The sequence below is a fragment of the Tsukamurella sputi genome (assembly GCF_007858445.1).
GTDB lineage: Bacteria > Actinomycetota > Actinomycetes > Mycobacteriales > Mycobacteriaceae > Tsukamurella > Tsukamurella sputi.
Genome location: NZ_VIGV01000010.1, coordinates 86898 through 100055, shown reverse-complemented (window position 1 = coordinate 100055; position 13158 = coordinate 86898). Strand labels below are relative to the sequence as shown.

At 70.5% G+C, this 13158-nt stretch carries 11 protein-coding genes; 5 read left to right on the top strand and 6 right to left on the bottom strand.

Features of this window, described 5'->3' with window-relative positions; translation table 11 throughout:
* Complete coding sequence (locus FK268_RS20355) at positions 1 to 1185, bottom strand: TetR/AcrR family transcriptional regulator (protein ID WP_146437288.1); 1185 nt, start codon at positions 1183 to 1185, stop codon at positions 1 to 3.
* 131 nt (positions 1186 to 1316) lie between these two features.
* Here FK268_RS20355 and FK268_RS20350 point away from each other — a divergent pair, with 131 nt between their 5' ends.
* The gene (locus FK268_RS20350; protein WP_146437287.1) at positions 1317 to 2261 is read left to right on the top strand and encodes an oxygenase MpaB family protein; all 945 of its coding nucleotides are present in this window, start codon (positions 1317 to 1319) and stop codon (positions 2259 to 2261) included.
* Between the two features lie 157 nt (positions 2262 to 2418).
* On the opposite strand, the gene FK268_RS20345 is transcribed toward FK268_RS20350, so the two are convergent.
* Positions 2419 to 4002 (bottom strand): AMP-binding protein, encoded by a 1584-nt coding sequence (locus FK268_RS20345; RefSeq protein WP_146437286.1) that lies wholly within the window; start codon positions 4000 to 4002, stop codon positions 2419 to 2421.
* A gap of 111 nt (positions 4003 to 4113) precedes the next feature.
* On the opposite strand from FK268_RS20345, the gene FK268_RS20340 reads away from it, so the two are divergent.
* Positions 4114 to 5325 carry an acetyl-CoA C-acetyltransferase gene (locus FK268_RS20340; protein ID WP_146437285.1) on the top strand — a complete coding sequence of 404 codons (1212 nt, stop codon included), beginning with the start codon at positions 4114 to 4116 and terminating at the stop codon, positions 5323 to 5325.
* Positions 5326 to 5359: 34 nt separating this feature from the next.
* Positions 5360 to 7531 (top strand): 3-hydroxyacyl-CoA dehydrogenase NAD-binding domain-containing protein, encoded by a 2172-nt coding sequence (locus FK268_RS20335; protein ID WP_146437284.1) that lies wholly within the window; start codon positions 5360 to 5362, stop codon positions 7529 to 7531.
* A gap of 101 nt (positions 7532 to 7632) precedes the next feature.
* On the opposite strand, the gene FK268_RS20330 is transcribed toward FK268_RS20335, so the two are convergent.
* From FK268_RS20330 to FK268_RS20320, 3 genes are all read right to left on the bottom strand, one after another.
* Positions 7633 to 8109: a DUF805 domain-containing protein gene (locus FK268_RS20330; RefSeq protein WP_146437283.1), complete on the bottom strand. Its 477-nt coding sequence runs from the start codon at positions 8107 to 8109 to the stop codon at positions 7633 to 7635.
* A 245-nt stretch (positions 8110 to 8354) separates the two neighbouring features.
* Complete coding sequence (locus FK268_RS20325) at positions 8355 to 9116, bottom strand: enoyl-CoA hydratase-related protein (protein ID WP_231707184.1); 762 nt, start codon at positions 9114 to 9116, stop codon at positions 8355 to 8357.
* A complete protein-coding gene (locus FK268_RS20320; protein ID WP_146437282.1) occupies positions 9113 to 10102 on the bottom strand; it encodes an NAD(P)H-dependent flavin oxidoreductase in 990 nt (329 codons plus the stop codon). Before FK268_RS20320 ends, FK268_RS20325 begins: the two co-directional genes overlap by 4 nt.
* Before the next feature lie 77 nt (positions 10103 to 10179).
* Between FK268_RS20320 and FK268_RS20315 the strand changes: the two genes are divergently transcribed.
* Positions 10180 to 11670, top strand: a complete 1491-nt coding sequence (locus FK268_RS20315) for an aldehyde dehydrogenase family protein (protein WP_146437281.1) — start codon at positions 10180 to 10182, stop codon at positions 11668 to 11670.
* Positions 11671 to 11673: 3 nt separating this feature from the next.
* On the opposite strand, the gene FK268_RS20310 is transcribed toward FK268_RS20315, so the two are convergent.
* The gene (locus FK268_RS20310) at positions 11674 to 12213 is read right to left on the bottom strand and encodes a hypothetical protein (RefSeq protein ID WP_146437280.1); all 540 of its coding nucleotides are present in this window, start codon (positions 12211 to 12213) and stop codon (positions 11674 to 11676) included.
* A 103-nt stretch (positions 12214 to 12316) separates the two neighbouring features.
* On the opposite strand from FK268_RS20310, the gene FK268_RS20305 reads away from it, so the two are divergent.
* Complete coding sequence (locus tag FK268_RS20305) at positions 12317 to 13144, top strand: CPBP family intramembrane glutamic endopeptidase (RefSeq protein WP_231707183.1); 828 nt, start codon at positions 12317 to 12319, stop codon at positions 13142 to 13144.
* Positions 13145 to 13158: the final 14 nt, after the last annotated feature.

The window sequence follows — 13158 nt, the reverse complement described above, 5'->3', positions numbered from 1 at the left end:
TCAGGCCGGGAACAGCACGGCGCACACCAGCGCGTAGACCTCAGCCTGGAACTGCGCGTCCTGATCGAAACGGCGGGTGCGGCCCACATCGAAGACCACGGCGAAGGCCGCGTGCACGAGGAAGGTGGCCTCCGCGGCGCTGAGCTCGGGCCGGACGGCCACGACGGCGTCGGCGAAGGCCGCGATGTTGGCGCGCTGGACCCCGGCGAGCCGGCTGCGATCGGCGTCCGGCACGTTGCCGATCTCGCGGAAGTAGACGGACATCATCTTCGAGGTGCGGAAGGACAACTGCACGTAGGCCTCTGCGAGGGCGGCCAGGCGCGCCCGGGGCTCGTCGACGGCGGCGACGACCTCGTCGATCATGCGGACCGTCGCCTCGCCGGCGCGGTCCAGGGCGCTGACGAGGATGCCCGCCTTGCTCGGGAAGTAGCGGTACATGCCCGACGGGACGATGCCCGCCGCCCGGCCGATCTGCCCCATGCTCACGTTGTGGAAGCCGTGCTCGAAGATCTGCTCGATCGCCACGTCGAGCACCTGGCCCTGCCGGCCGGCGTCGGGCTCGGGCTCCGGTTCCGGCGCGACGGTGTACGGGGCCGGCGGGGCGGGCAGCGCGAGCACCTGCCGGGCGGCGGCGGCCAGGACGGCCTCGGCCCGCTTCTGCGCGAGGACGGTGCGGTGCGCCGTGACGCTGCCGGTGACGCTGATGAGCGCGACACAGCGCAGGTCGATCTCCGTGCGCTCGACGCCCGGGAGGGCCGGCTCCGCCGCGTCCGCGACCGTGTCGATCATGGCGGTGAGCTGCTCGCGGATCCGGGCCCGGTCCTCTCGCTCGAGGAGCCGCTGCTCCCACCGGAACAGGCCGCCGGTGTTGCGCCGCTCGAAGGAGACGCCCAGGGCGGCCTCGATGATGGCGTCGATCCGCTCCTGCGGGGGCTCGTCCGCGATGGCCGCCGCGGCGGCGTCGACGGCATGGCACAGCGCGTCGGAGGCGGAGGTGATGGCGTGCTCGAGGAGCGCGTACTTGTTCGGGAAGTGGCGGTAGACGGCCGGGCCGCTGATGTCGAGCGATGCGGCGATCTCCTCGATCCCCACACCGTGATAGCCGCGCCGGGAGAAATCCTCAGCGGCGACCCGCGCGATCTGCTCGCGCCGGTCCTTGGGCCGCTTCCGCCGCGCCTGGGTCACGTCTACTCCTCTTCACACACGTCCGCATCGAGAATACTCACTGTCCGGAGCCTGTCCGCGGTGTACCGTCAACTCTATAAGTAAGTGAACGTTCACACACCGGATCGGTGAAACGACCGAGAGGAACCCGCATGACCACGAGCGCCGAGCCGAAAGCCCCGGGCCCCGCGGCGGTCGGCACCGCACCGTCGTCGCCGCCCGAGCGCGTCGTGGACCCCGTCGGCGACGGCTATCGGATCGCGATCGCCGCGCCGCAGCGGCCGGCGCACGTGCTCGCCACGATGGCGGAATCCATGGACATCGCCTCCCTCGCAGAGGGCGCCGCCAACGTGGTCATGCAGCTTCTGAACCGGCCGGTGGCGTACGGCGTGATGGAGTCGCCCGTCGAATCCGGTGCGCTGTACAAGCACCCGGTCAAGCGCACCCGCACCACGATCTCGTACCTCGCGGTCGCGGTCCTCGGCACGCCGGCCGACAAGGAGCGCTACCGCGAGGCCGTGAACACCGCGCACCGTCAGGTCCGCAGCACCGCCGCCAGTCCGGTCAAGTACAACGCGATGGACCGCGGGCTGCAGTTGTGGGTCGCGATGTGCCTCTACGTGGGCTTCGAGGACACCCACCAACTTCTGCACGGCAGGATGGACCGCGAGCAGCGGGCGCTGTTCTACCGCGACTCCGCACCCCTCGGCACCACGCTGCAAGTGCCCGCCGAGCTGTGGCCGGCCACCCCTGAGGAGTTCGACGCCACGTGGGTACAGCTCTGCCGGCAGAAGATCACCCCCGATGAGACAACCCGCGCGTACCTGCGGCAGCTGGTCGATCTCACCTTCGTCGGCAGCCTCCCGGCACCGCTCAAGGCCTTCAACCGGTTCCTGACCGCGGGCTTCCTCGCGCCGCGCTTCCGGGAGGCGATGGAGATCGAATGGACCGCCCGCGACCAGCGCCGGTTCGACCGGTTCTGGCGCGCGGTCGCGTTCGCGAACGGATTCGTCCCGCTCGCGCTGCGCCGCCTGCCCTACCGCCTGCTGCTCGCCGACCTGCGCCTGCGCTCAAGGCTCGGCCGACCGCTCGTCTGACGGCGGGCTTCGTCGCCGATCGACGGGCGGGCCCGCGGGGAGGGCGCCCTCGGTGCCGCGCGGCCTGCTGCCCGGGTGCCGCCCGCCGTGACCGGCGTGTGGTGGATCGTGCCCGCTGGGCGAACACGATCCACCGCGGGGCGAGGACCGCCCGGGATCAGCCGAACTGCTGGCGCAGGACGGGCTTGGTGACCTTGCCCGTGGGGTTGCGCGGCAGCGCGTCGATCACGATCACGTCGCGCGGGTGCTTGTACCGGGCGATGTGGTCGTTGAGGAACTCCGAGAGCGCCTCCACGGTGAGCGCCGCGCCCTCGCGCAGCTGCACGACGGCGACCACCGCCTCGCCCCACTTCTCGTCCGGCCGGCCGATCACCGCCACCTCGGTGACATCGGGATGCGCCGCGACGGCGTTCTCGACCTCGACCGAGTAGATGTTCTCGCCGCCCGAGATGATCATGTCCTTCGCGCGGTCGATCACGTAGACGAATCCCTCGTCGTCCATGCGCACCAGGTCACCGGAGTGGAACCAGCCGCCGTGGAAGGCCTCCCGCGTGGCCTCGAGGTTGTTCCAGTAGCCCGACATCATGTTGGGCCCGCGGTAGACGATCTCGCCCACCTCGCCGCGCGGAACGTCGTTGCCCTCCGAGTCGATCACCCGGGCGGCGACGGTGCGGACCACCTTGCCGACGGAGCCGAACTTGCGGAGCGTGTCGGCGCCGGAGAGGGCGCAGGTGACGGGCGACATCTCGGTCTGGCCGAAGACCGCGCAGATCTCGGCGTCCGGGAAGGTCGCGGCGAGCTCACGCAGGAGGATCTCGCTCGCGGGGGCGGCGCCCCACCAGACGAACTTGAGCTTGAGCGTGCGCGGGCGCACCTTCTGCTCGTTCACCGCGAGCTGCCACTGCATGGGGACCATGAACATGCTGGTGATGCCCTCGCGCTCCAGGGCGTCGAGCGTCTGCGCCGGGTCGAAGGCGCCGAGCGGGAAGACGACCGAGGTCAGGCCCTGCAGGAACGCGGTGGCGAGCACGCCGAAGCCTGCGATGTGGAACAGCGGGACGGCCACGGCGCCCACGGCGTCGGGGTCGACGACACCGGGCGCGACCAGGTTGTTCCAGCCCTGCGCCGCCATGTTGACGTGGGTGAGGACCGCACCCTTGGGGCGGCCCGTGGTGCCCGAGGTGTACATGATCAGCGCCGGGGAGTCCTCCGGCACGTCGACGTGCGGGTCCGGCCGGCCCTCCCCGACCAGATCCTCGTAACCCAGGGCGCCGGCGGCCTCGTCGGCACCGTCGAACCGGATGCGCAGGCCGAAATCGGCCCCCGTCGCGGCGACGCCCGCGACCAGCGGATCGAAGGGCGCCTCGTAGATCACGGCACTGCACATCGTGTCCTGCACCAGGTAGGCCACCTCGGGCGGCGCCATGCGGAAGTTGACCGGCACCGCGATCGCGCCGAGCGCGGTGACGCCGAGCGCGGCCTCGACGTACTCGATGCGGTTCAGGCCCAGGATGAGCACCCGGTCCCCGGCCGCGATCCCCCGCTCCGCGAGCGCACCGGCGAAGGCGCCCACCCGCTCCGCCAGACCCGCCCAGGTGACCTCCTTGTCGAGGTAGCGCAGGGCCGCCTGCCGACCGCGCATGACGGCGTGGTTGCGGACGCTGTTGTTCCAGGTGTTGCGCTGCGAGCTGCGCGGTTCCTCGGACCGGGGGAACCAGGCGATGTTCTCAAGAGACGTCATGTATGCGATTGTGTTCTAGAACATGTTCGACGGGAGCCGAATCGCGCAAAGTTAAAGAATAGTGATTCACTTGTGACATTCCCCGAGACAGCACCCGATGGAAGGAAGACCGTGCCCGAAGCATTCATCTACGAGGCGATCCGCACGCCGCGCGGCAAGCAGCGCGGCGGAGCGCTGCACGCGACCAAGCCACTGGACCTGGTGGTCGGCCTGATCGACGAGCTCAAGACCCGTTTCCCCAGCATGGACCCCGCCGCGATCGACGACATCGTGCTCGGCGTGGTCTCCCCCGTCGGTGAGCAGGGCGGCGACATCGCCCGCACCGCCGCCACCGTCGCGGGCCTGCCCGAGACCGTCGCCGGCGTGCAGATCAACCGGTTCTGCGCCTCGGGCCTCGAGGCCACCAACATGGCGGCCCAGAAGGTCGCGGCAGGCCTCGGCGACGACCTCGTCCTCGCGGGCGGCGTCGAGTCGATGTCGCGCGTGCCCCTCGGCTCCGACGGTGGTGCGATGCACCAGGACGTCACCACCAACTACGACACCTACTTCGTGCCGCAGGGCATCGGCGCCGACCTGATCGCGTCGATCGACGGCTACACCCGCGAGGACGTCGACCAGTACGCCGTGCAGTCGCAGGCCAACGCCGCCGCCGCGTGGGACAACGGCTGGTTCGCCAAGTCCGTCGTGCCCGTCAAGGACATCAACGGCCTGACGGTGCTCGACAACGACGAGCACCGTCGCCCCGGCACCACGCTCGAGGGCCTCGGCAAGCTGCGCCCGGCCTTCGACGGCATCGGCGAGATGGGCGGCTTCGACGCCGTCGCGCTGCAGAAGTACTACACCGTCCCGAAGATCAACCACGTCCACACGGGCGGCAACAGCTCGGGCATCGTCGACGGTGCCGCGCTGCTGCTGATCGGCAACGAGAAGGGCGGCCAGAAGGCCGGCCTGACCCCGCGCGGCCGCATCGTCGCCACCGCGGTCACGGGCTCGGAGCCCACCATCATGCTCACCGGCCCCACGCCGGCCACCGAGAAGGTTCTCGCCGCCGCCGGGCTGAGCAAGGAGCAGATCGACCACTGGGAGCTCAACGAGGCCTTCGCGTCCGTCGTGCTGCGGTGGATGAAGGACATGAAGCTCGAGCGCGAGCAGGTGAACCCGCTCGGCGGCGCCATCGCGCTCGGCCACCCGCTCGGCGCGACCGGCGCGATGCTGGTCTCGACGGTGCTCGACAACCTCGAGCGCACCGGCGGCCGCTACGGCCTGATGACCCTGTGCGTCGGCGGCGGCATGGGCATCGCCACCATCATCGAGCGCCTCTGACCGGCCGGAAAGACTACGGAGAGACACAATAGACATGGCTGAGAACATGATCCGCTGGGAGCAGGACGCCGACGGCATCGTCACCCTGACGATGGACGACCCCACCAGCTCCGCGAACACCATGAACGACCTGTACCGCGAGTCGATGGCCGCGACCATCGACCGTCTGGAGGCCGAGAAGGACTCCATCACGGGCGTCGTGCTCACCTCCGCGAAGAAGACCTTCTTCGCCGGCGGCAACCTGACCCTGATCCGCCAGGCCACGAAGGCCGACGCGCAGCAGGTCTTCGACAACGTCGAGTCGATGAAGGCGCAGCTTCGTCGCCTCGAGACCCTCGGCAAGCCCGTCGTCGCCGCGATCAACGGCGCCGCCCTGGGCGGCGGCCTCGAGATCGCCCTCGCCACGCACCACCGCATCGCGGCGGACGCGCGCGGCTCGCAGATCGGCCTGCCCGAGGTCACTCTGGGCCTGCTCCCCGGCGGCGGCGGCGTGACCCGCACCGTGCGGCTGCTCGGCTTGCAGGGCGCGCTCATGGGCGTGCTGCTGCAGGGCCCCCGGATGAAGCCTGCGAAGGCGAAGGACGTGGGCCTGGTCCACGAGGTCGTGGGCACCGTCGAGGAGCTGATCCCGGCTGCGAAGGCGTGGATCAAGGCCAACCCCGAGGGCGGCGTGCAGCCCTGGGACGTCAAGGGTTACAAGATCCCCGGCGGCTCCCCGAGCTCGCCCGCGATCGCCGCGAACCTCCCCGCCTTCCCCGCGAATCTGCGCAAGCAGCTCAAGGGCGCCCCGATGCCCGCGCCGCGCGCCATCATGGCCGCCGCGGTCGAGGGCGCGATGGTGGACTTCGACACCGCCTCCGTGATCGAGGGCCGCTACTTCGTCTCGCTGGCGACCGGCCAGGTGTCGAAGAACATGATCAAGGCCTTCTTCTTCGACCTGCAGACGATCAACGGCGGCGGCTCGCGCCCCGACGGGTACGACAAGTACACCGCCAAGAAGGTCGGCGTCATCGGCGCCGGCATGATGGGCGCCGCCATCGCCTACGTCTCCGCCAAGGCCGGCATCGAGGTCGTCCTCAAGGACATCGACATCGAGGCCGCCAAGCGCGGCAAGGCCTACTCCGAGAAGCTCGAGGAGAAGGCGCTGGCCAAGGGCCGCACCACCGCCGAGAAGTCGGCGGAGCTGCTCGCCCGCATCACGCCCACCGTCGACGCCGCCGATTTCGCCGGCGTGGACCTGGTGATCGAGGCCGCCTTCGAGTCGGTCGAGGTCAAGCACAAGGTCTTCCAGGAGATCGAGGACATCGTCGAGCCCGACGCCATCCTCGGCTCGAACACCTCGACGCTGCCGATCACCATCCTCGCCGAGGGCGTCAAGCGCTCCGAGGACTTCATCGGCATCCACTTCTTCTCGCCGGTCGACAAGATGCCGCTGGTGGAGATCATCCGCGGCGCCAAGACCTCGGATGCGGTGCTGGCGAAGGTCATCGACTACACCCTGCAGATCAAGAAGACCCCGATCGTGGTCAACGACTCGCGCGGCTTCTTCACCTCCCGCGTGATCGGCACCTTCGTCAACGAGGCCATCGCGGCCGTCGGCGAGGGCGTGAACCCGGTGCTCATCGAGCAGGCGGGCCAGCAGGCCGGCTACCCGGCCGCGCCGCTGCAGCTGATGGACGAGCTGACCCTGACGCTGCCGCAGAAGATCCGCAAGGAGACCCGCGCCGCCGCCGAGGCCGCCGGCAACCCGCTGCCCGTGCACGGCAGCGACGCCGTGGTCGACGCGATGGTCGACGCGGGCCGCACCGGCCGCAAGGACGGCGCCGGCTTCTACGACTACGTGGACGGCAAGCGCACCGGCCTCTGGCCCGGCCTGAAGGATCTGTTCCCCGGCGGTAACGACATCCCGCTGCAGGACATGATCGACCGGATGCTCTTCGCCGAGTCGCTCGAGACCGTGCGCTGCTTCGACGAGGGCGTCATGGACTCCGTCGCCGACGCCAACATCGGCTCGATCTTCGGCATCGGTTTCCCCGCGTGGACCGGTGGCGTGTTGCAGTTCATCAACGGCTACGAGGGCGCCGACGGCACCGTGGGTCCGAAGGCCTTCGTCGCCCGCGCCCGCGAGCTGACCAAGTACGGCGAGCAGTTCACCCCGCCCGCCTCGCTGGTCGCCAAGGCCGAGGCCGGCGAGACCTACGAGTAGGACTCACTGAGTCGCAGGCCGTAGTACGCCGAGGGCCCGGCACCGTCATCCGACGGTGCCGGGCCCTTCGCGGGGGAGCGGTAGTACCGCCCGGCCTTCGGCTACGGCTGCGCGTCGAAGCGAGCGCCCGCGGGATCATTCTTCAGCACGCCGATCACGATGGCGCCGACGATGCTGAGGAGGCCGACCACGGGGATCAGATTCACGATGAACAGCGCGAGATACCACCACCCTGACTGGTTGGCATCGTGCAGGCGCCGAATCGTCAAACCGATCGTCCCGAAAGCGACGGCGAGCAGGCCGAGCATGACGATGACCGCCAGCACCAGGAACACCCCCGCACCGGCGCCGTCACCGAATGCCGAGCTCATCCCCGCGAGCGCACCCGCGGCAAGCGCGATCAGCATGACGAGGGCCAACGCCCACCAGTACTCGCTCTGCGACGCGCGACCTGCGGCGACGAAGTAGTTCTGGAAGAAGCGCTTCACCGCTTCGCCGAAGGTCGCACCGCGCAGCGGGACGGTCAGGTCCTGCGGGTCCCGGTCCACCGTCGGCGGTGCGGTGTAGTCGTACGTCATGACATCCCCCTTGCATCAGTCGGCCGCCTGCACGGCCATGAACAGGGGAATTCAGGATTCAATATCTCCAACCGCCAATGTGCCGTCCGTCACGGAATCGGCCGGCACCAGGTGGCTCCGCTCACCGTGGTGGCTGCGGCCGAACATCTTTCGAAGCGTTCTGCGACGGAACGCCCTGGATTCGTCGCAGAGCGCTTCGAAAGATGTTGCCCGGCCTTCGGACTGCGCCCGCGCCGCCCCTGCGGTCAGTCGGTGAAGCGGGCGGGGCGCTTGTTCAGCATCGCGTCCACGCCCTCGCGGTGGTCGTCGGTCTTGAGCAGGATGACCTGCGACTCCGTTTCGCGACGAAGGGCATCGTCGAGGCCGGCGAGGGTGGCGGCGTTCATGGCGCGCTTGGTGGCGGCGATGGCCTCCCGTGGGCCGGATGCGAGCTTCGCGGCGGCCGCGGCGACGGCACCGTCGAGCTCCTCGGCCGGGTGCACCGCGGTGACCATCCCAGCGGCGAGCGCCTCCGGGCCGTAGAGACGCTCGCCGAGCAGCGCCATCCCCATCGCACGGGTCCGGCCGATCGCCGCGGGGACGAGGGCGGTGGTGCCCGCGTCGGGTAGCAGCCCGATGCCCACGAAGGGCAGCAGGAAGTAGGCGGACTCGGCGACGAAGGTCAGGTCCGCGGAGAGGGCGAGGCCCACGGCCATGCCCGCGCACGGCCCGTTCACCTTCGCGATCACGGGGATCGACGCCCCGACGATCGCGCGGATGTACGCGTTCACGGCCTCGAGCGCCTCCTGCGGCTCGGCGGCCTCGCCGGCGAGGTCGGCGCCGGTCGAGAAGGCCCGGCCCTCGCCGGTGACCACCACGACGCGGACCGCGGGGTCGGCGTCGGCCTCCTCGATGATGCGCGCGAGCTCCCACGCTGCACGGATACCGAAGGCGTTCATGCGCTGCGGGCGGGCGATCGTCACCGTCAGGACGCCGCCCGAGAGGTCGCGCCGGAAGTCCTCGCTCACGCCACGCCCTCCGCGACCTTCGCGAGCGGAGCGAGGCGGCGCTCGATGATCGCGCCGCCCTCGGCGATCATGCGCTCGATGAGCGCGGCGCAGGTCGGGACGTCGCGAATCAGGCCCTGGCACAGGCCCACGCTCCAGATGCCGGCCTCCACGTCGCCGTCCTCGAAGACCTTGCGGCCGCGGGCGCCGGCGACCAGGTGCCGGATGTCCTCGAACTCGCAGCCCTGCGCCTCGGTCTCGACCACCTCGACGGAGACCGAGTTCTTCGCGACGCGGGCGGTGTTGCCCAGCGTGCGGAAGATGAGTTTCGTGTCCAGCTCCGAGTTCTCGACGATCTGCGCCTTGACCTCCGGCGCGATCGGCGACTCGACGGTGCACAGGAAGCGGCTGCCCATGTTGATGCCGTCGGCACCCAGGGCGATGGCGGCGACGAGTCCGCGCGCATCGGCGATGCCGCCCGAGGCGAGGATCGGGATCTCGAGCGCGTCGGCCGCGGCGGGGATGAGGACCAGGCCGGGGATGTCGTCCTCCCCGGGGTGGCCGGCGCACTCGAAGCCGTCGATCGACACCGCGTCGACACCGATGGCCTGGGCCTTGAGCGCGTGCCGGACGCTGGTGCACTTGTGAATCACCTTGACGCCGTTGTCCTTCAAGTAGGGCAGGAACTTCGCTGGATTGGACCCGGCCGTCTCGATGATCTTCACGCCCGACTCGACCGCGGCGCGCAGGTACTCCTCGTAGGGCGGCGGGTCGATCGTGGGCAGCACGGTGAGGTTGACGCCGAAGGGCTTCGACGTGAGCTCGCGGGCGCGCGCGATCTCCTCGCGCAGGTCCTGCGGCGAGGGCTGCGTCAGCGCCGTGAGGATGCCGAGGCCCCCGGCCTCGGACACTGCCGCGGCGAGCCGAGCGCGCCCGACCCACATCATGCCGCCCTGGACGATCGGGTACTGGACACCGAACTGCTCGGTGAAGCGCGTGGAGAACATGTTCCGAAAGCTAGCACAGATGAGAGAACAGTCTCTAACATATCGAGCAGAAACCTGCTTCGAACCTGGAGGACCCCATGACCGCACCGTCGAAGACCGCGACCGGCGAGTTGATCTCGACCGACCCGCGCACCGGCGCCGAGGTGGCCCGCTTCCCCATCGCCGATGCCGCTACCGTCGCGGAGACCGTCGACCGCGCCCGCGAGGCCGCACAGTGGTGGGCCGGCCTGGAGCCCAAGGCCCGCCGGAGCTGGCTGCTGCGCTTCCGCGCGGAGCTCTCGCGCCGCGCGGAGGAACTGGCCGGGGTGGTCTCCGCCGAGACCGGCAAGCCCACCGACGACGCGCTGCTCGAGGTGATGCTCGCGGTGGTGCACATCGACTGGGCCGCGAAGAACGCCGCGAAGGTGCTCGGCCGCCGCAAGGTCTCCGCGGGCCTGCTCGGGGCGAACCTCGCCGCCACCGTCGAGTACCTGCCCTTCGGTGTGGTCGGCGTCATCGGCCCGTGGAACTACCCCGTCTACACGCCGATGGGCTCGGTCACCTACGCGCTGGCCGCCGGCAACGCCGTCGTCTTCAAACCGAGCGAGCTGACACCCGCCGTCGGGCAGTTCATCGCCGATGCCTGGCACGCCGCGTGCCCCGGGCAGCCCGTTCTGCAGGTGGTCCACGGCGCCGGGGAGACCGGCGCCGCGCTGTGCCGCTCCGGCGTGGACAAACTGGCCTTCACCGGCTCCGCCCGCACCGCGCGCACCGTCATGGCCGCCTGCGCGGAGAGCCTGACCCCCGTCACCATCGAGGGCGGCGGCAAGGACGCGTTCATCGTGGACCGCGACGCCGACATCGACACCGCCGTCTCCACCGCGGCCTTCGGCGCCTTCGGCAACGCGGGCCAGACCTGCGCCGGCGTGGAGCGCGTCTACGTCGTGGACGAGAGGTTCGACGAGTTCGTCGAGAAGCTGGTCGCGACCTCGAAGAGCATCCGCGGCGGCGATGACGACGGCGCGAACTACGGCCCGGCGACCATGCCCAAGCAGCTGCAGGTCATCGCGAGCCACATCGACGACGCGCTCCGCCGCGGTGGCCGGGCGCTGGTCGGCGGTCGCGAATCGGTGGGCGAGACCACCGTGCAGCCCGTCGTGCTCGTGGACGTCCCCGAGGATTCGACGGCCGTCACCGACGAGACCTTCGGGCCCACCGTCGTCGTGAACCGGGTGAGGTCGGTCGAGGAGGCCATCGAGCGCGCGAACGACAGCACCTACGGGCTCTCCGCGGCGATCATGACCCGCGACGTCGCCCGCGGCCGCGAACTGGCCCGCCGGCTACGCACCGGCGCGGTCGCGGTCAATTCCTTCCTCTCCTTCGCCTCCGTTCCGGCGCTCCCCTTCGGCGGGCTCGGCGACTCCGGATTCGGCCGGATCCACGGTGCGGACGGGCTCCGCGAGTTCAGTCGACCGCAGTCCGTGGCGGCGCAGAAGTTCGCGGCCCCGATGAACCTGCTGTCCTTCGAGCGCAAGGCGCGCGACATGACGACGGTCCGGCTGATGCTCAAGCACGTCTACGGGCGGTAGCCCTCAGAAGGTGGTGGTGTTCGCGACGTCCACGCTCACCCCGTGACCGTCGCGGGTGAAGACCGTCCTACCCGCCGAGGCCTCCACCGTCCAGCCGAAGGCGCTGTAGGTGTGGCCGTACCGGATCGTGGTGGCGGGGTCGGTGACCGCCATGTTGCCGTAGTACCAGCTCAGGTCGCCGCCGCGGTAGACGAAACCGGAGGCGGGCTCGCCCGTCTTCGCGCGGTAGATCTTCCCGAACTCGCCGGACTGGCACTCCACCAGCTCGGCCCGGATGTTGCAGGTGGTCTTCCCCGACTCGCTCACCACCCGGACGGCCCTCCCCGGGGTGGTCGGCAAGGCCGTGACACTCACGCGGACCGTCGCCGACGGTGCCGCCGGCGTCGGCTGCGGCGTGCCGGTGGAACCGGTGCCCTGCTGGGCGCTCGGCGCGGCGGTCACCGTCACCGTCGATCCCGAGCCGGAGGACGAGCGATCCCCGCACCCCGCCGCGGCCACCGCCACCAGGACCAGCGCTCCCGCGACCTTCATCGACGACCTCATGTCCGCTCCTCCCGTGCCGCATCGGAGCGGCTCATATCCTGGGGATCGGCCGGCGATGCACGATCGTTAACAAGGGTCCTGACTCTGCCGTACGGTGGGCGGCGTGAAGGCATGGGCGGGTCCGACGGTGGCGGTACTCGGCGGGGGTGCGATCGTCGCGTCCTCGCTCGTCGCGGCGGTCACCGGCCGCGGCCTGCGGTACACCGCGGATTCGATGGACACCGTTCCCTGGTGGCAGCCGTGGGCTCCCGTGGCCGCCGGCCTCCTGGTCGCGCTCGCGACCCCCGCGCACCGGGTGCAGACCGACGCGCCGTCGAACCCGAGGCCGCAGGCCTGGGCGCTCCTGGCGTGCGGAGTCGCCTTCGCGGCCGCGCTGATCGTCCTCGGACCGGAGGAGCCGAACTACACGGTGCTCAAGCTCGTGCTGCTGCTGGCGGTCCCGGTCGCGGTCTTCGCGCTCGACCGGCGGCGGGGCCGGCGCTGGCCGGGCCCGACGGCGCGCGCGGGCTGGACACCGGCGCCCACCGTCGTCGCGTACCTGGCCGTGTACCTGGCGCTCGACGACCGCAGTGGCGACTTCCTCGCCGGTATACCGCTGCTCGATGCGGTGCTCCTGCTACTCGTGGGCTTCGCCATGAACGCGCTGCTCGAGGAGGTCTTCTACCGGCGCTGGCTGCTCACCCGCTGGCACGCGGTGCTCGGGCCGTGGGCGGCCGTCGCGCTCTCGGCGGTGGTGTGGGCGTCCTGGCACGTCGCCATCCAGGGCACGGGCGATCTCCCGCTGGACGCGATGAACGTGCTCGCGAACCAGGGCGTGAGCGGGCTGTTCCTCGGCTTCCTGTGGCTGCGCTACCGGGTGATGTGGCCGCTACTGGTGATCCACGGCGTGTGGAACGCGAACCCGCTGCAGCTGCTCACCGGCGGATCGTGACAGCACCGTCGACC